The 22910-nt window shown below is 69.2% G+C and carries 27 protein-coding genes and 1 tRNA gene; 7 read left to right on the plus strand and 21 right to left on the minus strand.

Annotated features, from left to right (window positions below):
- Nucleotides 1–44: 44 nt before the first annotated feature.
- The 12 genes from ABT336_RS14570 to ABT336_RS14625 form a co-directional block, all read right to left on the minus strand.
- Entirely contained in the window at nt 45–1424 is a 1380-nt protein-coding gene (locus ABT336_RS14570) for a tyrosine-type recombinase/integrase (protein WP_350897071.1), read from the minus strand.
- Entirely contained in the window at nt 1421–1606 is a 186-nt protein-coding gene (locus tag ABT336_RS14575) for a helix-turn-helix transcriptional regulator (protein WP_350897072.1), read from the minus strand. Before ABT336_RS14575 ends, ABT336_RS14570 begins: the two co-directional genes overlap by 4 nt.
- 24 nt (nt 1607–1630) lie before the next feature.
- The gene (locus ABT336_RS14580; protein WP_350897073.1) at nt 1631–3418 is read right to left on the minus strand and encodes a replication initiator; all 1788 of its coding nucleotides are present in this window, start codon (nt 3416–3418) and stop codon (nt 1631–1633) included.
- Complete coding sequence (locus ABT336_RS14585) at nt 3415–4113, minus strand: DUF2637 domain-containing protein (RefSeq protein ID WP_350897074.1); 699 nt, start codon at nt 4111–4113, stop codon at nt 3415–3417. Before ABT336_RS14585 ends, ABT336_RS14580 begins: the two co-directional genes overlap by 4 nt.
- Nucleotides 4110–5537 (minus strand): FtsK/SpoIIIE domain-containing protein, encoded by a 1428-nt coding sequence (locus tag ABT336_RS14590; protein WP_350897075.1) that lies wholly within the window; start codon nt 5535–5537, stop codon nt 4110–4112. The genes ABT336_RS14585 and ABT336_RS14590 overlap by 4 nt, the downstream gene beginning before the upstream one ends.
- Nucleotides 5528–5755 carry a hypothetical protein gene (locus tag ABT336_RS14595; protein WP_350897076.1) on the minus strand — a complete coding sequence of 76 codons (228 nt, stop codon included), beginning with the start codon at nt 5753–5755 and terminating at the stop codon, nt 5528–5530. Before ABT336_RS14595 ends, ABT336_RS14590 begins: the two co-directional genes overlap by 10 nt.
- A gap of 146 nt (nt 5756–5901) precedes the next feature.
- Nucleotides 5902–6330 carry a hypothetical protein gene (locus ABT336_RS14600; RefSeq protein ID WP_350897077.1) on the minus strand — a complete coding sequence of 143 codons (429 nt, stop codon included), beginning with the start codon at nt 6328–6330 and terminating at the stop codon, nt 5902–5904.
- A 208-nt stretch (nt 6331–6538) separates the two neighbouring features.
- Nucleotides 6539–6949 carry a hypothetical protein gene (locus tag ABT336_RS14605; protein WP_350897078.1) on the minus strand — a complete coding sequence of 137 codons (411 nt, stop codon included), beginning with the start codon at nt 6947–6949 and terminating at the stop codon, nt 6539–6541.
- Between the two features lie 169 nt (nt 6950–7118).
- Nucleotides 7119–7844 carry a GntR family transcriptional regulator gene (locus ABT336_RS14610; RefSeq protein WP_350897079.1) on the minus strand — a complete coding sequence of 242 codons (726 nt, stop codon included), beginning with the start codon at nt 7842–7844 and terminating at the stop codon, nt 7119–7121.
- A gap of 96 nt (nt 7845–7940) precedes the next feature.
- Nucleotides 7941–8210, minus strand: a complete 270-nt coding sequence (locus tag ABT336_RS14615) for a hypothetical protein (protein ID WP_350897080.1) — start codon at nt 8208–8210, stop codon at nt 7941–7943.
- Complete coding sequence (locus ABT336_RS14620; RefSeq protein ID WP_350897081.1) at nt 8207–8449, minus strand: hypothetical protein; 243 nt, start codon at nt 8447–8449, stop codon at nt 8207–8209. Before ABT336_RS14620 ends, ABT336_RS14615 begins: the two co-directional genes overlap by 4 nt.
- Nucleotides 8442–8738 carry a hypothetical protein gene (locus ABT336_RS14625; protein WP_350897082.1) on the minus strand — a complete coding sequence of 99 codons (297 nt, stop codon included), beginning with the start codon at nt 8736–8738 and terminating at the stop codon, nt 8442–8444. Before ABT336_RS14625 ends, ABT336_RS14620 begins: the two co-directional genes overlap by 8 nt.
- 495 nt (nt 8739–9233) lie before the next feature.
- Here ABT336_RS14625 and ABT336_RS14630 point away from each other — a divergent pair, with 495 nt between their 5' ends.
- Complete coding sequence (locus tag ABT336_RS14630) at nt 9234–9998, plus strand: GntR family transcriptional regulator (protein WP_350897083.1); 765 nt, start codon at nt 9234–9236, stop codon at nt 9996–9998.
- Nucleotides 9999–10008: 10 nt separating this feature from the next.
- A complete protein-coding gene (locus tag ABT336_RS14635; protein WP_350897084.1) occupies nt 10009–10668 on the plus strand; it encodes a YdcF family protein in 660 nt (219 codons plus the stop codon).
- A gap of 6 nt (nt 10669–10674) precedes the next feature.
- Here the strand turns inward: ABT336_RS14635 and ABT336_RS14640 are convergent, their stop codons facing one another.
- The 4 genes from ABT336_RS14640 to ABT336_RS14655 form a co-directional block, all read right to left on the minus strand.
- Nucleotides 10675–10857, minus strand: coding sequence for a hypothetical protein (locus ABT336_RS14640; protein WP_350897085.1), 183 nt, complete (start codon nt 10855–10857; stop codon nt 10675–10677).
- Between the two features lie 390 nt (nt 10858–11247).
- Nucleotides 11248–11907 (minus strand): very short patch repair endonuclease, encoded by a 660-nt coding sequence (locus tag ABT336_RS14645; protein ID WP_350897086.1) that lies wholly within the window; start codon nt 11905–11907, stop codon nt 11248–11250.
- 156 nt (nt 11908–12063) lie between these two features.
- Nucleotides 12064–12819, minus strand: a complete 756-nt coding sequence (locus tag ABT336_RS14650) for a GIY-YIG nuclease family protein (RefSeq protein WP_350897087.1) — start codon at nt 12817–12819, stop codon at nt 12064–12066.
- Nucleotide 12820: 1 nt separating this feature from the next.
- Entirely contained in the window at nt 12821–13966 is a 1146-nt protein-coding gene (locus ABT336_RS14655) for a DNA cytosine methyltransferase (protein WP_350897088.1), read from the minus strand.
- A gap of 283 nt (nt 13967–14249) precedes the next feature.
- On the opposite strand from ABT336_RS14655, the gene ABT336_RS14660 reads away from it, so the two are divergent.
- Nucleotides 14250–14307, plus strand: a tRNA-Ser gene (locus ABT336_RS14660).
- A gap of 202 nt (nt 14308–14509) precedes the next feature.
- Here the strand turns inward: ABT336_RS14660 and ABT336_RS14665 are convergent.
- Together ABT336_RS14665 and ABT336_RS14670 are read right to left on the minus strand one after the other, a co-directional pair.
- On the minus strand, nt 14510–15145 hold the full coding sequence (locus ABT336_RS14665; RefSeq protein WP_350897089.1) for a GAP family protein: 636 nt from the start codon (nt 15143–15145) through the stop codon (nt 14510–14512).
- A 174-nt stretch (nt 15146–15319) separates the two neighbouring features.
- Entirely contained in the window at nt 15320–15817 is a 498-nt protein-coding gene (locus tag ABT336_RS14670; protein ID WP_350897090.1) for a hypothetical protein, read from the minus strand.
- 299 nt (nt 15818–16116) lie between these two features.
- On the opposite strand from ABT336_RS14670, the gene ABT336_RS14675 reads away from it, so the two are divergent.
- Nucleotides 16117–17133, plus strand: coding sequence for a potassium channel family protein (locus ABT336_RS14675; protein ID WP_350897091.1), 1017 nt, complete (start codon nt 16117–16119; stop codon nt 17131–17133).
- A gap of 182 nt (nt 17134–17315) precedes the next feature.
- On the opposite strand, the gene ABT336_RS14680 is transcribed toward ABT336_RS14675, so the two are convergent.
- Both ABT336_RS14680 and ABT336_RS14685 read right to left on the minus strand, forming a co-directional pair.
- Entirely contained in the window at nt 17316–18350 is a 1035-nt protein-coding gene (locus ABT336_RS14680; protein WP_350897092.1) for a 2-oxoacid:ferredoxin oxidoreductase subunit beta, read from the minus strand.
- On the minus strand, nt 18343–20190 hold the full coding sequence (locus ABT336_RS14685; protein WP_350897093.1) for a 2-oxoacid:acceptor oxidoreductase subunit alpha: 1848 nt from the start codon (nt 20188–20190) through the stop codon (nt 18343–18345). The genes ABT336_RS14680 and ABT336_RS14685 overlap by 8 nt, the downstream gene beginning before the upstream one ends.
- Nucleotides 20191–20545: 355 nt before the next feature.
- Here ABT336_RS14685 and ABT336_RS14690 point away from each other — a divergent pair, with 355 nt between their 5' ends.
- Both ABT336_RS14690 and ABT336_RS14695 read left to right on the plus strand, forming a co-directional pair.
- On the plus strand, nt 20546–20728 hold the full coding sequence (locus ABT336_RS14690) for a hypothetical protein (protein ID WP_350897094.1): 183 nt from the start codon (nt 20546–20548) through the stop codon (nt 20726–20728).
- Between the two features lie 116 nt (nt 20729–20844).
- Nucleotides 20845–21222, plus strand: coding sequence for an NADH-quinone oxidoreductase subunit A (locus ABT336_RS14695; protein WP_350897096.1), 378 nt, complete (start codon nt 20845–20847; stop codon nt 21220–21222).
- Between the two features lie 68 nt (nt 21223–21290).
- Here the strand turns inward: ABT336_RS14695 and folP are convergent, their stop codons facing one another.
- Nucleotides 21291–22160: a dihydropteroate synthase gene (folP, locus tag ABT336_RS14700; RefSeq protein WP_350897097.1), complete on the minus strand. Its 870-nt coding sequence runs from the start codon at nt 22158–22160 to the stop codon at nt 21291–21293.
- Between the two features lie 274 nt (nt 22161–22434).
- On the opposite strand from folP, the gene ABT336_RS14705 reads away from it, so the two are divergent.
- Nucleotides 22435–22910, plus strand: a 476-nt coding sequence (locus ABT336_RS14705) for a DivIVA domain-containing protein (RefSeq protein ID WP_350897098.1), incomplete at its 3' end; no start/stop codon positions are given.

The following is a 22910-nucleotide window of genomic DNA, read 5'->3' on the forward strand; positions in this document are numbered from 1 at the left end:
GGCCGCAGCATCCGCCACGACCTCTCCCACGCCACCGGCGACCATCAGCTCAGCGCCGTCTCGATCCGCTCGTTCATCCGGCTCCGGTCCCCGTCGAGGCACTTCGCATACACCTTGAGCAGGACGTCCACCGAGTGCCCGGCCCGTTGCGCGACCTCCGGTGCCGGTAGCCCGGCGTTGAGCCACATCGACACCCCGGCGTGCCGCAGGTCGTACGGGCGACCGGCCAACGGCGAGCCGACCCGATCCGGTGTCAGCGCCAGCCGCCGCGCCTCCTGCCACACCCGCGAGTACGTCGAGGCAGCCACCACGTTCCCCCGGCCGCTACGGAACAGCCGCCCGTCGACGCCCACCCCGAACCGGTCCAGGTGCGCCCGCAGAATCGCCACCAGTTCCGGCGGGATCGGCACCTCCCGCGCTTCCGTCTCGCCCCGGTGCTTCAACCCCCGGTCGTCGTGGACCTCGCCACTGTCGGTGTACCGCTTTCCCGCCGCAGGCCGGGACTTCTCCACCGTCAGCAGCCCCCACCCCGTCGCCGGAAGGTGGCAGTCCCGCTCCCGTAGGCCCAGCGCCTCACTCGGCCGCAGCGCGGCGAAGTACAGGCAGGCGTAGAAGGCGACCAGGCGCTCACCCCGCCGACCATCCTTCCCCCGCCGACCGACGTAGCTCACTCCGGTCAGCAGCTCCCGCGCCTGGCGGATGTTGACCACGACCCGCCGGTCGACCTCCCCGCTGACCTTCCGTCGGCTGGACCGCACCCGCAGCTTGTCGACCGGGTTGAAGTCCAACAGTTCCAGCTCGACCGCGTACTGAAGAACGTTGTAGAAGACCGAGCGCCGCCGCCTGGCCGTCGACGCCGCCGCCGGTCGCCCGTCCAACGTCGAACCCAGCGCGTCCAACGCGGGCCGCACCACCGCCGAGTCGGCCAACGCCGACAACGGCAGCGAAGCCTTGTCCAACCACCGCAGCGCCGCCCCCACCTCCGTCGGCCGGTCCAGGTGCCGAGCGGCGGGCGGGAACTCCCACTCCCGTAATGCCCGCCGCAGCACCGCCGGATCAGGGCGCCCGGCCAGGTCCCGCACCAGCGCGGCCGTCACCGTCGCCAGCGCGTCCGTCGTGCTCTCCCGGGACTTGGCCGCCGCGCCCGGCCACTTCATATCGAGGTACCGGCGGACGAACCCGAGCCAGCTCACCGACTCCTTCGGCGCGGCCAACGACTCGGGTAACCCCGAGTCGGCGTCGAACGCCTCACCCCGGTTCGCCGCCTGCATCAGGTCCGACCGGAAGTTGTCTGCCAGCGCCCGGGTACCGAACGTTCGAGACTTCGGCCCGGTCCCCACTATCCACCGGACGGTGTACGACTTCTTTCGGCCCGCCAGCGCGTTGACCTGGATCCCCCGGATCCGCACCTCCCGGGACTTCACGCCGCTTCCCGGTGCTGTTGGATCCACGTCCGCAGGTCCCGCCGCTCGATGCGCAGCTCACCATTGGGCAGCTTGATGCACTGCGGGGCGACCCCCAGCTCACGCCAGCGATAGAAGGTCCGCCGCGACACTCCGTTGAGGACCCCGAGGACTTCCGGAACGGTCAACAGGTCACTTTCCATGAGGGGTTGTTTCCTTTTCCAGGCTCAGGCAGCAGGGGAGAGGGGAGCCGTGTTGGCCGCTGTTCGTAGTCGTGCGGTGTCGAGGTCCGCCCGCCACCGGATCCGGGCCGAGATGGACCGGAGTAGTCGGTGTTCGAGGGGTGGGACGTCGGGGTCTTCGGGGCGGGCGAGTTCGAAGCGGTACCGGTTGGGTCCGTCGGTGTCGTCGGCCGCCTGGTCGTTGGCTTCGGTGTCGGCCATGCCCCCGGCGAGGATCGCCCGGACCCAGGACCGGTTGTCCGCCCGGTGGTCGGCGAGGGTCTTGCCGGACCACTGCCGGGAGACGAGGACCCGTCGGCCGGTGAAGCCGAGGGTGGAGCGTTGGTGGACTTTCCCGGTGCACCGGCCGGGCGTCAATCCGGGCTTGACGCCGTCGGGCTGGACTCCGTACAGCAGCCAGTTGGCGCAGGTGGGGGTGCAGGGCAGGACGGACAGTTCGGCGTGGAGCCGGTCGAAGTGGGCCTTCTGCGGGTCGGTGCGGGGCTTGGCCTGGTCGGTCAGGTCCTTGGTGACGTACTTCGTGACGTACCGGATCGACCGATCGGCGTCCTTGGTGCCCTGCTCGATGCCCCGGGCGTCGATCCGGCCGAGGCGGGCGACGTAGGCGGGTCGGCTGTCGGGTTCTTCCAGGGCGTCCAGGGCCTCACCCCAGGTGGGCAGCGGTTCCCGGGTCCGGGGGTCGACGTACGCCTGTCGGTCCACGTCCCAGACCGGAGGCTTGTCGACCGGGTACGCCAGCTCGTCGAACCGGGGCCACCACACCTGGTGGTAGGTGGCCGCCGCGATCTGCTTCAGCAGCCGTCGGGGCAGGGTGCCCCGGACGGCGAAGTGTGCGTGTGGGGCGAGTCGGCGTTGCAGCTCGACCGCGCCCGCGTACTGGACGTTCCACCCGGCCGCCCGACGGACGTTCTGCCACCACCGGTCCAGGACCCGGGCGAAGTGGATCGCATCCAGGGCCGCCCGCCGGTAGTCGTACGAGGCCGGATCGACCGGGGTCCCGAGGACGTCGTCATACGGGCCGTGCCGCTTCCCGCATTCGCACGGGGCGACGTAGGCACCACGCCGCAGGTGCGCGTGCACCGGCCCGTGAGAGCCCAGGGTGAGGGTGACCAGCATCGAGGGCCGGTGGGTCTTGCCCGTCTTCGCGGCGTAGGCCCGGCCGACGGTGCGCGGGTCGACCGGCAGGCGGGGCAGGTCAGGTGAGTCCTGCCGCCGCCTGGTCGACCGCTTCCGGCGGGGCCGCTCGTCGCGCTCCTTGGGGGTGAGGTGGCCGCGCAGGCTGGTTTCCGCGAGGGCTTCGTCAAGCTCCCCGATCGCGGTGTCGACGTCGGCGATCTGCGCGGCCCGCTCGTCGGGGGTCATGGGCTGGTAGTGGAGGGCTTCCCGCTCGAATTCCAGGTGTGCGCGGACCCGGACGAGGGCGAGCGCGTCCTCGCCGGGCGAATCAGGACGCACGGCGGGTTCGTCGGCGAGGTGCCAGCCTTCCCGGATCTGTTGGATGCGCAGCCGCCGACCCCGTTCGGCGCAGGGCTTGCACTTGGCGGCCATGGTCGCCCCGCACGGCACCTCGACCACCTCGGTCTGCCCGGTGGCGGTGTCGGTCCGCCGCAGGGCGAGGGGGCGGACGCAGACGCCGTTGTCTTCGGCGAGCTGCTTGAGCGCGTCCTTGGCGAGGGGCTTGCGCATCCGGTCGGCCCGTGACCCGGGCCGAGGCTGCTCGACCACCGGCTCAGGGGTCGGGTTCGTCGTGGGGATGAGTTCGAGTTGGTTCATCGTTCGCCGTCCAGGTTCCGCAGAACACCGTTGCTGTTGGTGCGGGTCGGGAAGGCTGCCGCCGGTACGGGGACGACACCGGCCCGCCGGACCGTCGGGCGAGGCTCGTCGAGCACCGGAGCCATCGGCCACGGGTGCTTGTCGACGGTCACTGCGTCGAGGGGTGCGGGGACGGTCGGCCACGGGTTCGGGTCGACGTCGTCGCGGTTGCGGATGGCCGCCTGGTCGTCGGTGTCGTCGGCCGGGGTCGGCTCGTCGACGAGGCCGACAACGGTCGGTGCCTTTGCCCGTCGGCCGTGGTCGACCGGCGGGGGTGTGGTGGAGAAGACGAGCTTGGACAGGCCGAGGAACGCCAGCGCGGGAACGGCGGACAGCAGCCACCCGGAGACGCCCGGCTTGGCGACGGCCAGTTGCGCGGCCAGGGACAGTGAGACGGCGCAGACGAGCAGGAACATCGGGTACCCGATCGGTCCGCCGGTGCGACGCCGCCGCCGGATGGTGAGCAGCGCGGCGAGGGGAAGAAGTTCGGAGATCGCGGCGTTGGCCCACCCGAACCAGTCCCCCGTACCCGTCGGGGAGTTGGCCATGGTCCAGTCCTTGACGTGGGTGAACGACGCCGCCCCGGCCAGGCCGCCGACGGTGAGGACGATGAGCACCAGGACCACGCCCTCGACCCGTTCCGTGTTCGCCTTCACGCCGCCACCTGCGCAGTTCCGGTGTGGTCCAGACGGCGGTAGGTGCGGCCGAGGTCACGGATGTCGTCATCGGTGAGGAAGGAGAACCGGACCCGGACGGGCTCGCGGACCCCGTCGAGGACGACGAACCCCACCCCCGGTGACGCCTCAGGGATGCGGTCACAGGTCGCTCCCCGGTCGCGGGCGGCGTCGCCGAGGAGCATGTCCACCTGTTCCGGTTCGGTCAGCCGCAGCCCGATGCGGGTGGGGAACAGGTCCCGGAACGGCAGGACGTCCTTACGGGGGTCCTGCAACGCCGCCACCACGTGCACCCCGACCGCCCGACCCTGCGACAGCAGCAGGCCGAGGGACTCCTTGATCCGGTCGCGGACCTTCCGGTCCGTGATGTACGCGGTCAGCGCGGCAAGCTCGTCGACGACCAGGACGAGCAACGGGTCCTCGACCGTCGGCACGTGCTGACGGGTCACCCCGCGCAGTCGGGCCGCCCGCATCCGCATCCGCTTCACGGCCTCTTCCAGGACCCCGGCCATGCCGTCGGGATCGTCGTAGGCGAACCGAGCGAACAGCGGCACCCCCGCCGCCAGCTCCATGCCGCCCTTCGGGTCGAACGCCCACACCTCGACCAGCCCCGACCGGACCCCGCCCGCCAGGGACCGGACCAGGGACCACAGGATCGAGCCCTTCCCCGACCCGGTCGCCCCCGCGATCAGGACGTGAGAGCCGGCCAACCGCAGCCGGTACGTCCGCCCGTCCTCCCGGACGCCGAGGGGCAGACCCCCGAGGTCCGGCACGTCGGCGACGGGCAGCGGCGCGACGACCCCGGCAAGCGGGTCACGCCGAAGGAACCGGACCACCACCCGGTCGGGTCGCCCCGTGGAGCGGGCGTGTCCGTCGCGGAGACGGAACGCGTACGCGAGCCGTTCCGCCGTCTGGCCCCAGTCGTCCGGGATCTGCCCCGGCAGCATCCGTACGGTCAGCTCATCGCCGTACCGATCACAGTGGACCCGTAGTAGCTGCGGCACGTACCGGTCACCGGCGAACGCCGTCGCGAGCCCGCACGTGGCCATGACCGCCGCCCACCGACGCCGGTACACCACCAGCCCCCGGACCCGACCGAGGACCGGATACCAGGCGAACCGCAGCCACGAAGCCGGGTGCCACCGCCACCACGCGAGGCCACCGGCGACGAGGACCAGGACCACGCCGACGAGGACCAGGCCGCCGAACTCCGCCCACACCCACAGGGCGAACAGCGTCGGGGCGGTCAGCCACCAGTAGCGGACCGCCAGGACGGTCAGGCGGAACAGGCCCCGGGCGAGCCACCAGAACACCAGCAGCCAGCCCGGAACCCGCCACGCAGGAAGACGCATGTTCATCGGTGCCACCGGGATCTTCTCGCCCGGGATCACGTTGATCAGAGGCACAGCTCACCGTCCCAACGCGGACGGCCCAAGGTGCGGACGCACGAACGGCAGGACGAGCGGCGCAGGTCGTACCGGCGGGGCTTCACCCACCGGCCACAGCGCGGGCAGCGGATCGCGCACACCCGCGCCGACGCCGCCGGGAGCCGCAACGCCACACGGACGATCGCCTCGACCTCCCGGAACGCGTAACGGAGGCCGACCAGACGGGTACGGGACATCAGAACCACCACCCCGACCAGGGCAGGGCAGCAGGAACTACGGTGGGCATCACGCCCTCCTTCACACACGAGGGATGGGAGAGCGCGGGACGGGTCGGGACTCTTGGCGGGGAAACGACCCGCCCCGCGCGCACAGTCAGAAGCGGTCAGGCAGCCGCCGCCCCCGGCACCACCGACGCGGGCCGCAACGCCGTCGCCCGCAGCGAGTACGCCATCCGCGACCGGCAGTCACCCGACGAGCGACCCGGCTTGCACCGCTGTGAATCCACGTACGGGGTCAACGTCAAGCCCTCGAACTCCACCGCAGGCGGGTAACCCGGCACCGTCGACGGCGGCGGCACCGGCTGCTGACCGGCCACCACCTTCACCTTCACCTCGGTCGACCGGCCGAACTTCCCGGCCTCCGGGTCGAGGTCCATCACCCGGACCACCCACACCCGCTCACCGGACTCCTTGTCCCGCGCCTGGTTGTCAGCCTCCCCACGCCGCTCGAAATCGATCTGCGGCGAAACCCCCAGACACAGCGCCCCAGCAGGGAAGACGTACTCAGACGGGACCGGCACCTTCAACGTCATCGGAACCACGAACAGCCTCCAGGTCTCATCGGTCGACTTAGTACAACCGGTTGGTCTAACAAGTTACGTCAGCATGTAAATACAAGCAAGACCAAAGGTGAGCCCGTTGCACAATGTGGAGAGTCCGGCCAAGTTCCGGCGAGACACGGGCCGGAGCTGGGGTGAACTCCGCCCCGGCGGCAAGTTCACCCCAGCCCGATGGCCTCCTCTAGGCGGTGAGCCGCATGTGCCGCACCATCACACCTGACCGGACGAGCGTCGTCTGACCGACTTGAGTCCAACCGTCGCCCCACAGACCGCCGCCATGGTGCTCACCGAAGCAGGAGCAGGTGCAGTCCTTCCCGTCAGCATCGCGGCAGCGCAGATCGCAGCGCTGGTTAGTCGAGTGTTCGGTAGTGACGTCGACTTGGCCGAACCGGTCGAGGAGAGGGCGCACGAGCACGGAGAAGTGAGCGCGGGCGATCTCCCAACGGTTCATCTCCCCGTTCCAGATGGGCCGGGTGCGATCGCCGAGAGTCTGGTGCAGCCACGACCGGTTGGAACGATCGAAGGGCATCCGCAGGCGCAGCCGATCAGGCTGCAACGGGCGGTATACGAGCGCGGTGCGGGAAGCGGGCACGGGTGTCTCCTCGCGGACGTTACTGAGCTGACACCGGTGGAGTGGGCCATCAGACGCCGAGCGGGACACCTGAATTTGAGGAAACGTACGAGTGCGCCAGGCGGGAAAGCTTGCCTCAACCTCAGGATGCCGCGAGGTGAGTGCCGGACGCCCCTTGTGACCAGGGCTGTCAGGACAGGGCGTAGGTGTCTTCGATCTCGTGACGGCTACCCGGCATCACCAGGACCGACGTCATGATGGGGTCGCCGGACGCCTGGTGGACGGTGATGACGATGCTCAACACCGGCTCGTCGGCGGGGACGTCGAGGGCTTGCGCCTCGTCTGCGGTGGCGCGGCGGGCGGTCAGGCGTTCGGTGGCGTAGTCGCCGCGCAGGTTCTTGTGCCGGGCGATCACGTCGAGCAGACCGCCCGGGATCGGGTCGGGCTTGGTGATGTCGGTGCCGACGGCGATGTCCACCGGCACGAACGTGGCCACCAGGTCGACCGGCCCCGCCTCCGACACCGTCCGGCGACGCCGCTCGTACACCGGAGTTCCGTCCGGGATCTGCAACTCAGCCGCGATCCGGGGCAAGGCCAGGACCGGGCCGACGTGGAGGATTTCCGTCTCGCCCGTCTCGTCGAGTTCGACGGCGTCCCGGGCGTAACCGGGTGAGGTCCGGCCGGAGGCGGGACGGCCCCGGACGAAGCTGCCCTTGCCCTGCTGGGACTCGATCCACCCGTCCTGCTTCAGAATGCCCAGGGCCTTGAGCACTGTCGGCCGGGACACCCCGAACTCCGTACACAGTTGGCTCTCCGACGGCAGTGCCGCCCCGGGCGCGTAGTCGCCGTCTTCGATGCGCTTGCGCAGCGTGTTCAACACGCGCAGATACTTCGGCGTCGGAATCTCGTACGCCATCGCGGGCCACCCCACTATCGAAACGCTGCGACAATAACCGCAGCTTATGAGTTGTGTGCATGACAGAACAAGCCAGGACAACCGTCCCCGAGGCCGTCAGCGCAGCGCCGCATCCACCACAGCGGCAAGCCACCCCGACCACGACGGCACCCCACGAACCAGATCCGGACGAGACGCCCCCGGCCACCGACGCGGCAGCACCCCGTACCGGCCGAACGCCCGTAACGCCGCCCGCCGCTGCCGACACGGCCCCGCCTCACCGCAGCCACCGCATCGACCGGTGGCCGCTGTGGGGGTGTGTCGGTCGAGCTGTGACTGAGCTACCGCCAGGTGCTCCCGCGCTGCGGCCGACAGGTAGGTGGTCACCGGACCGGCCCCCCGTTCGGGAGGCGGCTGGCGCGGATCAGGATCTGGGTCTGCGTTCCCTGGCCGCTGGTGTCGCCGATCTTGATTCCCTCGACCCACACCCACTCGTCGCGTTCTGGCCGGTTGAGGACCAGGCGGACGCCGGTCACCCACACCGTCACGGGTCCGTCCGATGGCCGGTACCGGTCGGCCGCCTCGATCCGTAGCACCGACCCCAGCCGGATCCGCAGGTCAAACACGACGCCCCCGGTCTGCTCCCGGCCCGGCGTTGCGCCGCCGCACGGCAGCCGGGCTCCGCGCCGCAGCGTTGCGGGGAAGGATCTGCATTCCGGCGATCCGCACGAACACCTCACGCCGCGCTGTGGCGTTCCCGGTGACCGGGTCGACTGCGTAGCCGGTCAACCACACCCACCCGAAGTACGTCGGCCGGTCCGACACCGACGACACCCGCAGCCAGATCGACCGCGCACCGGCGAACTGCACCGACGCCCGCTGGTCGAGCAACACCAGGTCCCCCGACACCGGCATGCCCGGCCGAGGAGTGCTCTGGCTGCGGGGCACCGGGGCGGGCGGGCCTACCCTGGGCCGACGCTCATTGCGCGGATCCATACCGCCGCCGACCTCAGCGAACCGGCGCGCGACCGGAGCCAGCGCAGTCCAGGCAGGGCCGTCGGTGCAGCCGACGGCCGGAGGAAAGCCCGTGTACGAGAGCGCGGACGTCGACCCGCTGGCGCACGTAGATCCATGATCTACCAGCGCAGGAGGAGCACGCTTCACCGACTCGAACCACGCCGGGCGCGACGGTACGGACGGTGCAGCCGGGTGGGATCGAGGATGATCCGGACGTAGTCGGCACTTCCGTAGGACCATGCATCACGATCTCCCACCACCCAGTCATTAGAACTAGCTCTATGTGACCCGATCGGCCATGGCGCTGCCAATAGAACTAGCTCTAATGTTCGCGGCGTGGGCACACTTGCTGGTAGAGATAGCTCTGCACACCGCACCGGCCAGGAGGAGCAGATGGGCATCGGGTACCGGGATCTCGCCGCGCTCCTGCGCGAGGCCATCCAACGAGGCGACTACCCCGAGGGCAGCACCCTGCCCAAGCAGGATGAGATCGCCGCCGAACACGGCGTCAACATCAACACCGTCCGCCAGGCCGTCCGCGTCCTCGAAGCCGAAGGACTGGTCACACCCGTCCGCAGACGTGGCACCGTCGTCCGGCCACGCGTCGCCATGAAACGACTCGGCACCGACCGCTACGCCAAGAGCAAGTGGAAGTCAGGACTCGTCGCGTTCGCCGCCGACCGCGAAGCAACCGGCCGCCCCTGGACGCCCGGCGACCAGACCAACGAGGTACGCCTGACCGAGGCCGACGCCGAGACCGCCGAAGCACTGGGACTGACCCCCGGCACACCGGTCTACGAACGCGCCCGCCTGGTCAGAGAAGCCGACGTGCCGACGCACACCCTCACCAGCTACTACCGGCGCGAGGATGTCGAGGGCACATCCCTGGTCGACCCGACACCCGGCCCCGCTGGACAAGGCGGCGGATTCGGCATCCTCACCAGCCGAGGACTCGAACCCGACGCGATCACCGAGACCGTACGCGCCCGCATGCCCACACCCGAGGAAGCCCAACTTCTCCAGCTCCCCGCAGGTGAGCCGGTCATGATCTTGCACCGCACCACGGTCACCTACGACGGACGACCGGTCGAGTTCGCGCGCGGAGTCCACGCCGCGTCTCGCTTCACCTGGACGTACACCTTCAAGATCCCGGACTGAGAGACCACCGATGACGACGCCTTCAACCATTCCCGCCGCACACCGGGCGGACGTCGAATGCCTGTGGGACTACCACCACATGCACCACGACATCGTGCCCGTGGATGTGGGCGTCGGGCTCGGCAGCCACGACCTCGGCGTCGCCAAAGTGGCCACCGACCTTTACCACCGAGGGATGTATCCCACCCTCGTCTTCACCGGGGCCAACGCCCCCACCACCATCGAGACCTTCCCCCGAGGCGAAGCCGTCCACTACCGCGAACACGCCATCACCCACGGCGTACCAGCCGACGCCATCCTCATCGACACCCAGGCCACCAACACCGGCCAGAACATCGAGAACACCCGGACGCTTCTCGCCGAGCACCAGGTCCCCGCCCGGTCGGTGATCCTCATGTCCCGGCCGTACCAACAGCGCCGTGCCTACGCCACCTGCAAGAAACTCTGGCCCGAGGTCGACGTAATCTGCGCGTCCCACCCGCTCTCACTCGACGACTACCTAACCAGCATCGGCAACACCAAGAAGGTCATGGACATGCTCGTCGGCGACACCCAACGCATCGGCAAGTACGCCGAACTCGGCTACGCCATCCCCCAACACGTCCCCGACGAGGTACGCGCCGCCTACGCCCGCCTGGTCGACGCCGGTTACACCAGCCGACTCGTGTAGGGGCGGCTACTGGCCCAGCGCACGCCGTCCAGCCTCAGCCACCTCAGGCGACACCACGACCGCCACCACCTCACCGTCCTTGGCCAGCGGCACCGAGTTCCCCGCCTGCACCGCCTCGATGAACTCACTCAGCACCGACTCGATAGCCGTGCCGTCCGCGTACGCCCGACCCGCATTCGCCTGCCTCATGACGCAGAGCCTAGCCAACCGGCAGACCCCACCGGTGGTGTAGCTGACGGAGCCACGGTCAAGCCCCACCCGTTGCCGAAACAATCTCAGTAAGGATCAAGGGCCGCACAGGCGCGGCCCGTCCGGCGCACTCGGCCTGCTGGCGGCCTCCGGCCGGCATCGGCCGGCGCGCCGGACGGTTAGACCAATACGTTGATGGACAGCCAGGCCGTGACGATCGCGAGCGACGTGGCCGCCGTCGAGGGCAGGGCGATCGGCTGCCGCGCCGCTGCGCGGCTTGCCACCGGATATCCAGCTCACCGAGCGAAGCCGCTGGGAGACGTGGCGAGCCGGGCGGCGGCCCGCTCCTCAGGAGGGCGGGTCGACGGCAGAGGGGATGACAGATGTGGGCTACCGAGCAGGAGACGCCGGAGCAGCCGCTTCATCAGATGGAGGATGCGGGGTGGCGCGGCAGCTTCTCTGCCAGGCCGCCTCGACGAGAGCCACCGCATCGTCAAGAGGAACATGCTCCCAAACGCGTATGACATGCCATCCTTCCGCCTGAAGAGCGTTGGTGACCGCAAGATCTCGCTCAACATTGCGCTGAAGCTTCGCCCTCCAATACCCCGTTGGATCACTAGGCGCTCTGCCGTGCTCCGGACAGCAATGCCAGTAGCAGCCATCGACAAACACTACAAGCTTCCGCTTGGGATAAACGAGATCAGGACGGACTCGCACTCCAGCCGCCGTGACCGGCAGCGCAACCCGGTAACGGTGGCCCAGTGCATGAAGTGCTCTGCGTAGCCGCAGCTCAGGCAGGGTGTCTCGATGCCGGTTTGAACGCATGGACGCAGACGCCGCCGAGGGCGGCGGCGGTGGCGGGAGTCGCTCAGTCAATGGCTCACCATTCCCACTGAGCCGCTGCTTTCGAAGCCGCCGTTTGGTTTCCCGACTTTTAGCGTTGTGCGCCTCTCTGCACTCGTCGCACCGGCAGCCGACATCATAGCGGTACGACGTGCCGTGGCTGGTTGTGTTGCTGACAAGCCCCTTTGTCTTCCGCGCCTCTCGCATGTATCGGCTGTGGCTCTGCCGTTTAGCCTCACGGCAGAGCGCACAACGGCACCCGAGGTTGCCGTAACCGTTCGTGGTCCCGTGACGCGGGTCGTCGGCAGCAAGTTCCACGCGGCGTCGTGGCACCCTTCAATACTACGGCACCGAAGGCCGGATCTACTCGTCGCCAATCGTCGCGTCCTCCGCGTCGGGCAGCTCGACGCCGACTTCGTGGATGCGTTGCTGAGCAAGCCATGTAAGCCGCCGAGCTTGCAGGAGAAGAGTCCGGCGCATCCCGCCCGACACCTCACGCTCCGAGATCATCTGAGACAGGCGGGAGATGGTGGCTGCCCGACGGGCGATGCGTACGTCTGAGTGCTTCCTGTCCTCCCATAGTCCCTCTGGAATGATTCGTGCGTGCACGACCGGCGGAAGCTCGACCAATTCGGTGGGCTGGATAACCCCCTCGTTCAAGATGGCGTGAAACTTTGATTGCGTTTCGAGGGTCTTGTATACCGTGTACTCGTACGGATTTAGGAGAGCTTTCTTTTCGGCTGCCCCTGCTATGTGCCCTGGCTTCTTGATGCTCTCCGCTACGGCAACGTGTGGCAGGCTCCACATCGATACCGAGGCCACCTCGAAAGGGTCGAGGATGAACTTTGCGACCGCATCCGATCGTTGTCCTGTGAGATGGCGGGAGACTCGGTCGCGAAAGGAGGACGAAGTCTGGCCGACATAAATCGGTTCATCGTCGTAGTCAAAGTATGCGTAGACGCCAACGGCGTCGCCGATTCGGTACCCCAGGCCGTTGGGGTCATCGAGTGCCATAACCTTGACCAGTTCGGCGCGGATGAGCTGCACCGCGCGCGGCGGCTGGTCCTTCTTCGAGATTCTTGCCACGGCGCTCCAGACGTCCTCGGACAGTCCGAGCATGCTACGCGGCTTGCGGCACCTTGTGCCAGCGCAGCACAGGAAGCAGGTAGTGCTGACCGATCCAACGGATCACGTCTACGACGACAGCGTCTCCGAAGCCAAACAGCGCCTGGTTTGGCGTTCCGCCGCTGAGCTTGTAGGAGCCCGCGCCCATCATTCGCGCGTACTCCAGGGGCGTCATCCAGCGGACACGGATCTCACCCCTCCCCAGCTCAACGAGCGCTTGCTTGCTGGAGCCACCACCGGTGGTACGAAGACAGCCACCGATCGCGTCCCGCCGAAGCTCCCAGACAGCAACACCCTTCCTCGTCCTGCGGTAGGCGGTCCGCCAGGAGATACCCGTGGAGTCACGCAGAGCTTCCATCCGAGCAGCTTGCAGCGGGCTGAGGGACTCCACGAAGGCAGACACCCGGTCGTGGCCCCACCAGCGAGAGTCACCCTCGCCGATCTTCTCGACGACCTCAGACAAGTCCTGCGGACCCAAGGGAAGTCGAGGGAGCGGCAAATAGTGCATGCGAAGGTGTTGATGTTCGGCATGCACCCGCTGCACCCAGGCGGGGCGGACGTCCGAGAGCGGGGGGATGCCAGTCTGCGCCTCCGGCGGGAGTCCACCTCGGACCCCTGCTATGAACATCCGAGGACGTGACTGTGGCACGAAGTGGCGGGCATCGACAGCGAACACGTCGCAGGAGTAGCCAAGCTCGGAAAGCCTGGCAAGGGCGTCGGCGAGATCCTTGCCGCCATGACTTGTGGCAAAGCCATGGACATTCTCCAGCAGGACCACGCGCGGGCTTTGGTCCTGCATCTCTTCCAGAACCCTCGCGAACTCCCAGAACATCCCTGACTGGGAGCCAACAAGGCCACGGCGGTTGCCGGCAAGTGACAGATCTATGCAAGGAAAGCTGCTTGTCGCTAGCTCGACGTTTGGCGGCAGGTGGATGGCCCGGACTTCGCGGACGTCCTCTAGCTGAAAGTGTGCGGCGTCGTGGTTGGCGGCGTACGCGTCGCGCTTTGCCTTCTCGATGTCGTTGGCCCACACCACTTCTACACCAAGTGGCTCTAGGGCCTCCCTGACCAGCCCGATGCCCGCAAAAAATTCCGCTGCCCGGATGGCCGGCTGCGCATCACCTGCCGACTCTTCAACCACGGCAGCACTCTACAGGCGCCATAGGCTCACCGCTGCACCGGCGCACCGGCATGCGCTCAAACGTACAGATGGTGCATAGATGGTCACTCGGGGGCACCCGTAGGCTGGGCAGGGCCGGCCCTTGGTCAGGCCCGTGACGGGTCCGGCCGAAGAGGTGGCAAGGATGCAGCGCCCTCAAGTCGCGTCCCCAGGCAGCCACAGCTCCGTGCAGAGGGCGTGCAACGATCTTGATTGGTTGTGCTAGTGGGCGGCTTGCACACCCAGGTCACGGGGGCAGTCACCAGCCTGGCTGAGTCGGTTTCCTAAACCGTGTGTCGCAGGTTCGAATCCTGCCGGGGGCACCTCGAAGATCGGCAAAGAAGCCATGTGGCCTGCGGATACTTCCCCTCGTCGATCGGCTGACTTGTGTAGCCGGATGCCTCCCGAAGTCATCGCTTGTAGCTATCCGTGCAAAGTACGTGCAAATGATCTTGGATCTGCCGAGATCCGACTGTCTGTCTCGAGGCCCTGCCCTCCTGGGGAGGTCCGCAGTGGGGGCGCTGGTCAGACCATCTGGGAGCCGACGATCGCGATGAAGATCAGGATCACCGCCTCGCTGACCACCCACGAGTGGTCGTTGGCCCAGTTCCGGATCTTGGGCAGCGCCGCTGCCGCCCGCTGGCCGAACGCGAGCAGGGCGAGCAGTGGCAGTGCCAGGAGCAGCAGTGTCAGAAACAGGAACGGCAGCAGGTGCCACCACGGCTTGTCGTGGCCTGCCAGGCTCGCCGCGACTGCGAGCATGTTGGCCTGGTCGCTGGGCATGGCGATGAAGAGCAGGAAGCCCAGCCCGAAGGCGTAACGGGGCTTGGCCTGCTGCAGCCTGCCCATCCACTTCGGCGGCTGGGTGCGTTTGCGGCGGACGAAGACCCTGACCATCAGGGCCAGCAGAACCAGCAGGACCACCCAGTCGATCGCGCGACGCGTGCCGTCATGTCTGTCATGTCCGCTCCCCGCCACACGGACCAGGTGGAAGACGACGTACCACGCTGTCAGCGCGACGAGCATGGCGAGACCGGCGCCCGTCAGGAAGGCCAGCGAACTCCGCTTCGGGTCCCGGCTGGAGGCGAGGAAGATCGCGGCGATGATCTGCGGACCGGCGATCATCACCACTGCCAGCGGTAGGACACCCAGCAGATTCACTGTCACATCCTCTCCGAGTCGACCCTCGCCAGGTCGCTGTTCCGAGGATCCAGACCGACCGAGGGGGCCAGGTGCGGGCCTTCGGTCGAACACCGGGGTCGGCCCCGGCGCGAGCAGGGTTGGCCCCGGCGTGAGCAGGGTCGGCCCCGGTGCGGGGGCCGGGCGTGTGGACCTTCAGTCGTCGCACACCTTGTCGGCGTGGCGGGCGAAGCCCTCGGGTGTGTGGAACGTGGCCACGTAGCCACCACCGTGCTCACTGCCGTCGCCCTCCCACTGCTTGGTGAGGATCACGTCGGGGCCGGTCCGGCCGCGCAGCTCGCTGATCCGGAAGGGGAAGCTCTGCACTGCTCCTTCGTCCTCGTTCCACGCGCGCAGGTTGTGGACCTGGCTGTCGTTCAACGTGGGCGGTGCCTGCTCCGTCTGCCAGTCGGCCGCCAGGCCGAGCAGCACGACCTCCTCCGTGGTGGGGGAGCTGAGGCCGGGTTCCCACCTGAGTTGGGTCACCTCGTCGGTGACCCCGCCGAGGTCGTCGCTGAGACAGAGGGCGATCATGTCAGCCCCGGCCTTGCCCCGGCACCAGTCGAAGACCCCGACCAGCCGGCCGTCGGCGTTCAGCCGCACCCCGACCGCGCCCTCGGTGGGCGCGCTGCGGCCGGTCAGCCCGGCCAGCATCAACGCGCAGATCAGTCCCAGTGTCCCCGTCCGTCGCGCCCCCTCAGCATGGTGATCGACGGTTGCCGATCGGCCACGGTGGGAAGTCGGCTTGGTGGCATCGGGACCGGCCTGGAGTCAGCTCCCGGTGGGTAACGGCGGCGGCCGGGCTGGGAGTCACGGTCGCCGCCGGGTGGGGAGTGACGGCCCTCGCCGGGCAAGAGCTGCCGAGGGGCGGACGGGCAGACCACGGCATGGGGTCGGGGCCGTACCCGCTATGTTGTGGACGTGCACCTGACCGCAGTGGTCCCGGTTCGACGGTGATCCATTTTCCGGCGCAGCGGCGTGGCCCGCTCCGCGCTCTCAGCCTTCGCCTGGCCGCCGCCGTGGGCCTGGTCTTCGCCGTCGTCGCCGTCGTCTACCTCGACCGCAACGGCTACCGGGACGTCAACGAGGACGGCATCACCCTCCTTGATGCCTTCTACTACGCGGTGGTGTCGCTCTCCACCACGGGGTACGGCGACATCACCCCGGCCAGCGACTCGGCCCGGCTGGTGAACGTCCTGTTCATCACCCCGGCCCGGGTCCTCTTTCTGATCATCCTGGTCGGCACGACTCTCGAGGTGTTGACCGAGCAGTACCGGACCGGGCTCCGGCTGTCCCGTTGGGGGAGAACGGTGAAGGATCACGTCATCATCTGCGGCTACGGCACCAAGGGCCGCAGCGCGGTCTCGGCGTTGTTGGAGAACGGCCTGGACAAGTCCCGGATCGTGGTGGTGGAGAAGAGCGGGCTCGCCCTGCGCCAGGCCACCTCGGCAGGGCTGGTCGCGATCGAGGGTTCGGCGACCCGGTCGGCCACCCTCAACGAGGCGCACGTCCGCAGCGCCAAGGCGGTGATCATCGCGACGGACAGCGACGACGCATCGGTGCTGGTAGCCCTCACCGTCCGTCAGTTGACTGCCGGTCAGGTGCGGATCATCGCCGCGGCCCGGGAGGCGGAGAACGCTCCGCTGCTCAAGCAGAGCGGTGCCCACCATGTGATCGTCTCGTCGGCGACCGCCGGTCGGCTGCTCGGCCTGTCGACCTCGGCCCCGCCGCTGATCGACGTGGTCGAGGATCTGCTCACCCCCGGTCAGGGGATGGCCCTGGCCATGCGGTCCGCGCAGCGCGACGAGGTGGGCCGGTCGCCCCGCGAGTTGGAGTGCCTGGTCATCGCCCTGGTCCGTCGGGGGAAGGTGGTCACCCTCGCCGACCGGTCCGCCGCCGCCATCGAGACCGGCGACATGCTCGTGCACGTCCGTGACGACCGCCCCCAGCAGTCCACCTCGTCGTCCTGACCTGCACGTCCCGAGGGCGAGGCCCCTGACCCGGGCGTTCCGAGGGCGAGGATCCCGACCCGGGCGTTCCAAGGGCGAGGCCCTGACCTGCACACCCACCGGGGGCGGAGACGAAAGAAGTGGCCCTCCCGGGGGAGGGCCACTTCTGCTACGGACGTGGTACGGCGGTCACCCCACCGTCGTCAGACGATGGTCCAGGTGTCGCCGGCGGCGAGCAGCCCGGTGAGCTGCTGCTCGGGGCTGTCGGTGGTGCTGGCCTTGGCGGCGGCGACCTGCTCCTGGACCGACTTGTCGTAGGTGGGTCGGTCGACCGACCGGAACACCCCGATCGGGGTGTTGCGCAGGTCGAGGCCGGGGAGGCGGGACAGGGCGAAGGCGTACGCCGGGTCGGCGACCCCCGCGTCGTGGACCACGATCTGGTCGGCCGGGGTGGTGGCGGTGTCGCGTACCTCCAGACCGAACCCGCCCGGCGGGTGGACGACGCAGAACTGCCCGTCCTTGCCGAACGTGATGGGCTGGCCGTGCTCCAGCCGGATCAGGTGGTCGTCCCGGACGCCGGGCTCCTTCAGCTGCTCGAAGGCCCCGTCGTTGAAGATGTTGCAGTTCTGGTAGATCTCCACGAACGCCGAACCCTGGTGCTCGGCGGCGGCGCGCAGCACCGACTGGAGGTGCTTGCGGTCCGAGTCGATGGTCCGGCCGACGAAGCTGGCCTCCGCGCCCAGCGCCAGCGAGAGCGGGTTGAACGGGGCGTCCGCCGACCCGACCGGGGTCGACTTGGTGACCTTGCCGACTTCGGAGGTGGGCGAGTACTGCCCCTTGGTCAGCCCGTAGATCCGGTTGTTGAACAGCAGGATCTTGAGGTTGACGTTGCGCCGCAGGGCGTGGATGAGGTGGTTGCCGCCGATGGAGAGGGCGTCGCCGTCCCCGGTGACCACCCAGACCGACAGGTCCGGCCGGGAGACGGACAGGCCGGTGGCGATCGCCGGGGCCCGACCGTGGATCGAGTGCAGACCGTACGTGTTCATGTAGTACGGGAACCGCGACGAGCAGCCGATCCCGGAGACGAAGACGATCCGTTCCCGGGGGATGTTCAGCTCCGGCATGAACTGCTGCACGGCGGCGAGGATCGCGTAGTCACCGCAGCCGGGGCACCAGCGCACCTCCTGGTCGGACTTGAAGTCCTTGGCGGTGAGCTTCAGGGTGACTGGCTCAGACATTCTTGAGGACCTCTTCCAGCATCGTCTCCAGCTCCGCGGCCGTGAACGGCAGGCCCCGGACCTGGTTGTAGCCGATCGCGTCGACCAGGTACGTCGCCCGGATCACGTGGGCGAGCTGCCCGAGGTTCATCTCGGGGATGACCACCCGGTCGTACGAGCGCAGCACCTGGCCCAGGTTGGCAGGCATCGGGGCGAGGTGCCGCAGGTGCGCCTGGGCGATGGGGAGTCCCCGCTGACGCAGCCCCCGGCAGGCGGCACCGATCGGCCCGTACGTGGAGCCCCAGCCGAGCACCAGCACCCGGGCGTCGCCGTCGGGGTCCTCGACCTCGACGTCCGGCACCGGGATGGTCTCGATCCGGGTGGCCCGGATCCGCACCATGAAGTCGTGGTTGGCCGGGTCGTACGAGATGTCACCGGTCTTGTCGGCCTTCTCCAGGCCGCCGATGCGGTGTTCCAGCCCCGGGGTGCCGGGGACGGCCCACGGGCGGGCCAGGGTCACCGGGTCGCGCAGGTAGGGGAGGAAGGTGGTGCCGTCCTCGCCGTTGGGCTCGGTGGCGAAGTCGACCCGCAGGTCGGGCAGGGTCTCCACATCGGGCAGCAGCCACGGCTCGGAGCCGTTGGCGACGTAGTTGTCCGACAGCAGGATCACCGGCGTCCGGTAGGTCAGGGCGATCCGGGCCGCCTCAAGGGCGGCGTGGAAGCAGTCCGACGGGGACTTCGGGGCGATCACCGCGACCGGGGCCTCACCGTGTCGGCCGAACAGCGCCATGTTCAGGTCGGCCTGCTCGGTCTTGGTCGGCAGCCCGGTGGAGGGGCCGGCCCGCTGGACGTCCACGATCACCAGGGGCAGCTCCAACGCCACGGCCAGGGAGATCGTCTCGCTCTTGAGGGCCACGCCGGGACCGCTGGTGGTGGTGATGCCGAGCGCGCCGCCGTAGGAGGCGCCGAGTGCCGCACCCACCGCCGCGATCTCGTCCTCGGCCTGCATGGTCACCACGCCGAGCTTCTTGTGCTTGCTCAGCTCGTGCAGGATGTCCGAGGCCGGGGTGATCGGGTACGCCCCGAGGAACACCGGCAGCCCGGAGCGGACCCCGGCGGCCACCAGGCCGAGCGAGAGCGCCGCGTTCCCGGTGATGTTGCGGTACGTGCCGGGCTGCATCTTCGCCGGCTTGACCTCGTACCGGACTGAGAAGTCCTCGGTGGTCTCGCCGAAGTTCCAGCCGGCCCGGAAGGCCGCGATGTTCGCCGCGACCAGCTCCGGCCGCTTGGCGAACTTGCGCTCCAGGAACCGGATCGTCGACTCGTACGGCCGCGAGTACATCCAGGAGAGCAGGCCGAGGGCGAACATGTTCTTCGCCCGTTCGGCGTCCTTCTTCGACACCGCGAGTTCGGCGAGCGCGCCGACTGTCATCGAGGTCAGCGCCACCGGGTGCACCGCGTACGCGTCGAGGGAGTCGTCGTCGAGCGGGCTGCTGGCGTAGCCGACCTTGGCCAGGTTCCGTTTGGTGAACTCGTCGGTGTTGACGATGATGTCCGCGCCCCGGGGCAGGTCGGCCAGGTTGGCCTTCAGCGCCGCCGGGTTCATCGCGACCAGCACGTTCGGCGAGTCGCCGGGGGTCAGGATGTCGTAGTCGGCGAAGTGCACCTGGAAGCTGGACACCCCCGGCAGGGTGCCGGCAGGAGCCCGGATCTCGGCGGGGAAGTTCGGCAACGTCGAGATGTCGTTGCCGAGCTGGGCGGTCTCCGAGGTGAACCGGTCACCGGTGAGCTGCATGCCGTCGCCGGAGTCCCCGGCGAACCGGATGATCACCCGATCCAGTTGGCGGACCTGCTTGGTCACGGCTGTACCTCGCTTCGCTGGGTGCGGTCCCCCGGGCGGCCGAACATGAAGGTGACCTCGCCTTGCCCGGACACACGACCTCCTCGGTTTCCCCGCCGCCGGCCCGGTGGCGGGACGCGGCCTGCTGTGGTTCTCCTCTGAGAGCCTACGTCCCGTGGGCGGTCTGATCGGCCCGGAGGTCCGCCGACTGGGACTCGATCGAGGGGTGGTTGGTGACTAAACCTCCCACTTTGCCTCGCCCGCCGTAATTCAGATCACGCGCAGCACCGCGTCGTCGGGGTGCCGGGGTGGCCGTGAAGCGGTCTCCGACGGCCCTCGTGGTCGTCGGGCGAGACGTCGTGGACGTCCGTGTCGGATGTCCGGGGAGGCGACGACGGCCCCGGTGCCGTTGGATGCCGCCGCCGCCCCGTCCGGTGCCAACGCCCAGGTCACCCAGCTTGCCGTACGCGGTGCCGTCGCCGGCACCGGCCCGGGTACGCCGTGGTCGGGAGCCACCGGCGCCGGAATCATCCGGGTGCGGGGCGTCCGACCGCAGTGACCGTGCGATGGAGACCCATTATTTGGCAATCGCCCCCCGGGAAAGCGAGCCGGAAGGAAACAAATGCGTAACGTGTTCGGGGCGGTCGCGCTGTGCGGCCGGTAGTCTGACCCATCGTGACCGGCTACCTCGGCTCGTACGCCACTCTGGGGCTGCTCCTGATCGCGAGCGTGCTCTTCCTCCTGGTGGCCTTCGGGGCGAACCGGGTGCTGCGACCGGCCCGGCCCGCCGAGCCGCGCGGCAAGCGGACCAACTACGAGTGCGGGCTCGATCCGGTGGGGTCCGACTGGGCGCAGATGCAGATCCGCTACTACGTGTACGCGTACCTGTACGTGCTGTTCGCCGTCGAGGCGGTGTTCCTCTTCCCCTGGGCGGTGGTCTTCGCCCGGCCCGGGTTCGGCCTGGTCACAGTCGTCGAGATGGCGGTCTTCATCGGGGTCCTGGCGCTCGGCGTCCTCTACGCCTGGCGCAAGAACGTGCTGCGCTGGAGCTGACCCCCGCCCAGCCCGGGCGAGCCCGCCGCACCCTGCCGGGCCAGGCTGCGACGGGTTCGTCGCGCCGCTCAGGCGAGGCCGCGACGGGTGAGGGCGGGTGGGCGGTCGCCCCGGATCGAGGCGACCATGTCCAGCACCCGTCGGGTGGGCCGGACCTGGTGCGCCCGGAAGACCCGGGCCCCCAACCAGGCCGAGACGGCGGTGGCGGCGAGGGTGCCCTCCAGCCGGTCCGGGATCGGCAGGTCGAGGGTCTCGCCGATGAAGGCCTTGTTCGACAGGGCCACCAACAGGGGCCAGCCGGTGTCCGTCAGCTCACCCAGTCGGCGGGTGACCTCCAGGGAGTGGCGGGTGTTCTTGCCGAAGTCGTGGGCCGGGTCGATCAGGATGCCGTCTCGGCGTACCCCCAGGTCGACGGCGCGTTCGGCGAGCCCGGTGACAGTGGTCACGACGTCGGCCACCACGTCGTCGAAGGCGGCCCGGTGCGGACGGGTCCGGGGGGCGAGCCCGCCGGCGTGCGAGCAGACCAGCCCGGCACCGGTGGCGGCGGCGACCCGGGCGAGCGCCGGGTCGGCCCCGGACCAGGTGTCGTTGAGCAGGTCCGCCCCGGCCGCGACGGCCTCCGTGGCCACCTCCGCCCGCCAGGTGTCGATCGAGATCACCACCTCCGGGAAGGCGGCCCGGACGGCGGCGATGGTGTCGACGGTGCGCCGGATCTCCTCAGCGACGTCGACCTCCGCCCCCGGATCACCCTTCACCCCGCCGATGTCGATGATCTCCGCGCCCTCGGTCACCGCCCTCTCGACGGCCCGCAGCGCGCTGTCGGCGGCGTAGGTCGCGCCCCGGTCGAAGAACGAGTCGGGGGTACGGTTCACGATCGCCATCACCACCAGCTCGCCGGGGGCGAAGCTCCGCCCGCCCAGCCGGAGCGGCTCGGCCATGGTGCCTCCTCGGTTCCTGTCACCGCACCGGGGTGCGAAGGGGTGAGTGTCCGGCCGGTGTCGGGGTCGCCGACGCTGGTCGCGAGGGGTGCCCGGCTCCCGGCGTCGGCCGGTCACCTCGTCCGGCCGGTCCGACGCTAGCCGGTCGGCCGGCCGTGCACCGGCACCGGTCGGCCGTCAGCGGACGGCACCGGGTGGACGGTCCGACGCACTGATCCGGATCCATCGGGTGGCAGGGCTCGCTCCGAACGGGCCGGCATGCCACGATCTGTCCATGGGTCAGGTTCTCCTGCTGTTGGTCGTGGCATTGACCGTCGGCGCCGTGGTGTTCGGGGTGACGGTCCTGGTCACCGGCCGGGATCCCGGCCTGGTGCCGGTCGAGCCGGACGGAAGCTCCGCTCCGCTGCCCGGTGGTCGCCCGTTGCGCGAGGCCGACGTGGGGGAGGTCCGCTTCGACACCGCCCTGCGTGGATACCGGATGGACCAGGTCGACCAGGCGCTCAACCGGGCGGCGTACGACATCGGCTACAAGACAGAGTTGATCGAGGTGTTGGAGGCCGAGGTCGCGGCCCTGCGGGACGGGCGGACCGAGGAGGCCGACGCGTTGCGCCGTACCCGGGACCGGGCGGTCGAGCAGCCCGCCGCGCAGCCGGTCCCCACGACGGCGGACGCCGCGCAGCCGGTCCCCACGACGGCGGACGCCGCGCAGCCGGTCCCCACGACGGCGGACGCCGCGCAGCCGGTCCCGAC

Source organism: Micromonospora sp. NPDC000207, assembly GCF_040300925.1.
Taxonomy (GTDB): Bacteria; Actinomycetota; Actinomycetes; order Mycobacteriales; family Micromonosporaceae; genus Micromonospora.

Excerpts from the sequence above, each read along its gene's own strand:
- ABT336_RS14610 (WP_350897079.1), bottom strand. The coding sequence starts at position 7,844 with ATGGCGTACGAGATTCCGACGCCGAAGTATCTGCGCGTGTTGAACACG.
- ABT336_RS14670 (WP_350897090.1), bottom strand. The coding sequence starts at position 15,817 with ATGCTGGCCGGGCTGACCGGCCGCAGCGCGCCCACCGAGGGCGCGGTC.
- ABT336_RS14575 (WP_350897072.1), bottom strand. The coding sequence starts at position 1,606 with ATGGAAAGTGACCTGTTGACCGTTCCGGAAGTCCTCGGGGTCCTCAAC.
- ABT336_RS14680 (WP_350897092.1), bottom strand. The coding sequence starts at position 18,350 with ATGTCTGAGCCAGTCACCCTGAAGCTCACCGCCAAGGACTTCAAGTCC.
- ABT336_RS14595 (WP_350897076.1), bottom strand. The coding sequence starts at position 5,755 with ATGTCCCGTACCCGTCTGGTCGGCCTCCGTTACGCGTTCCGGGAGGTC.
- ABT336_RS14635 (WP_350897084.1), top strand. The coding sequence starts at position 10,009 with ATGACGACGCCTTCAACCATTCCCGCCGCACACCGGGCGGACGTCGAA.
- ABT336_RS14640 (WP_350897085.1), bottom strand. The coding sequence starts at position 10,857 with ATGAGGCAGGCGAATGCGGGTCGGGCGTACGCGGACGGCACGGCTATC.
- ABT336_RS14625 (WP_350897082.1), bottom strand. The coding sequence starts at position 8,738 with ATGCCGGTGTCGGGGGACCTGGTGTTGCTCGACCAGCGGGCGTCGGTG.
- ABT336_RS14690 (WP_350897094.1), top strand. The coding sequence starts at position 20,546 with ATGTCCGGGGAGGCGACGACGGCCCCGGTGCCGTTGGATGCCGCCGCC.
- ABT336_RS14645 (WP_350897086.1), bottom strand. The coding sequence starts at position 11,907 with ATGCGAGAGGCGCGGAAGACAAAGGGGCTTGTCAGCAACACAACCAGC.
- ABT336_RS14600 (WP_350897077.1), bottom strand. The coding sequence starts at position 6,330 with ATGACGTTGAAGGTGCCGGTCCCGTCTGAGTACGTCTTCCCTGCTGGG.
- folP (WP_350897097.1), bottom strand. The coding sequence starts at position 22,160 with ATGGCCGAGCCGCTCCGGCTGGGCGGGCGGAGCTTCGCCCCCGGCGAG.
- ABT336_RS14630 (WP_350897083.1), top strand. The coding sequence starts at position 9,234 with ATGGGCATCGGGTACCGGGATCTCGCCGCGCTCCTGCGCGAGGCCATC.
- ABT336_RS14650 (WP_350897087.1), bottom strand. The coding sequence starts at position 12,819 with ATGCTCGGACTGTCCGAGGACGTCTGGAGCGCCGTGGCAAGAATCTCG.
- ABT336_RS14580 (WP_350897073.1), bottom strand. The coding sequence starts at position 3,418 with ATGAACCAACTCGAACTCATCCCCACGACGAACCCGACCCCTGAGCCG.